This is a genomic window from Azospirillum sp. TSO5 (assembly GCF_003116065.1).
GTDB lineage: Bacteria > Pseudomonadota > Alphaproteobacteria > Azospirillales > Azospirillaceae > Azospirillum.
Window position 1 is genome coordinate 1 of sequence record NZ_LGQY01000198.1, and the last position, 1,542, is coordinate 1,542.

2 protein-coding genes are annotated in these 1,542 nt (G+C 66.3%); both read right to left on the reverse strand.

What is annotated here, in order from left to right; all coding sequences use genetic code 11:
• Window positions 1-374 precede the first annotated feature (374 nt).
• Window positions 375-1,007: a DedA family protein gene (locus tag TSO5_RS32020; RefSeq protein ID WP_246799106.1), complete on the reverse strand. Its 633-nt coding sequence runs from the start codon at window positions 1,005-1,007 to the stop codon at window positions 375-377.
• 7 nt (window positions 1,008-1,014) lie between these two features.
• Window positions 1,015-1,542: undecaprenyl-diphosphatase (locus tag TSO5_RS32025; protein ID WP_109155386.1), on the reverse strand; the 528-nt coding region annotated here is incomplete at its 5' end.

The window sequence follows — 1,542 nt, forward strand, 5'->3', positions numbered from 1 at the left end:
GTCACCGCCTGCGACAACGAGATCTTCGCCTGCGACAGCGCCGACAGGTCACGGGCGTCTTCATGGGTCTTCTGGGCGGCCTGCGCGCCGTAGCCGATGCTGGCCACCAGCAGCGCCGCACAGATCGCGGATGCGGTCTTCATGACGGTCTTCATACGATTGGCTCCTGTTGCGGGGCATCATGCCCCGGTGACAGGCAATCCTAGGCGGGGCTGACTTACCGGCCTTTGGCGAGCGCTATACGGATTGGTAAGATCGAGGCCGCATTCTCGCCATGACCGGCGGCAGACCCTCTGGATCGGGCAGCCAAGACTGGCAGATCGCCAGCGGTACGGCCCAGTTCGGACCGGAGTGCCGTCATGTAACCGGGTCGATCAACGGTTCGGCTTTGCCGGAGAGCGCAGTCGCCGCCATAGGAACCAGGCCACCGCCGCTACGATCACGACGATCACCAGCATGTCGAAGCGATGCATCCAGTCCCGCAGCGTCGGGTCGCTGTTCCAACGTTCTCCCAGCGCGTAGCCGACATAGGCCAGCCCGAAGCACCAGGGCCAGGAGCCGATGAAGGTGTAGAGATGGAAGCGGAGCCTCGGCATCCCGGCCATTCCGGCGGGAAGGGCGATGAAGGTCCGCACAACCGGCAGCATCCGGGCCACCAGCACCGCCGGGCCGCCGAGCCGGGAGAAGAAGCGCTCCGCCAGATCGAGGTCATGCTCGTCGAGCAGGACGTAGCGGCCCCAGCGCCGGATCAGCGGCCGTCCGCCCCGCCGCCCCACCGCATAGGCGATCTCGGATCCCAGGTTGCAGCCGATCGCCCCGACGCTGGCGACCAGCATCAAGTTGAAGTGTCCTGTCGAGACGAGATAGCCGGCAAAGGGCATGATGACCTCGGACGGCAGCGGAATGCAGGCGGACTCCAGCGCCATCAGCATCGCGACGCCGGGATAACCCAGCGTCGCGATGACCGATACGATGATCGATCCGAGTGCTTCGAGAAGATGCCCCACCACGTCCTCACCTGCGGTCCAGCGGGAATAGGGCAGCGGGCAGATGCAGCCGCCGCACGGCTCCCTCGTAAAGCCGGACGATGGCCGGCGTCAGCAGACGATCAATCAGGGGCCGGACCGGAACGACCAGCAGCGATGCGGTGGCGGCGACCAGAAGCGCTCCAGCCATGTCCAGCGGGAAGTGAACACCGAGATAGATGCGAGCCCAGGCGACGCCCATGCCGAAGGCCATCATTCCCCAACCCAGCCGCGGCCAGGAACCGCGCAGCAGCAGGCTGACCCCGATCGTCCACATGAAGGTCGCATGGTCGCTGGGGAAGGACGAGTCGGCCGCATGTGGGATCAGCTGGTGCCCCAACCCGATCATGAAGGGGCGCGGATGCTGCCAGATAGCGCCGATCACCGTGTTGATCAGGGCCGCCGTCAGCAGGGCGCAGCCCGCACCGACCAGGGCTGAACGCCCGTTGTGCCGTCCCCACACCCACAGCACCGCGATCAGCGCCGCCGCCAGCACCACCACGTCATCCGCCAGGAA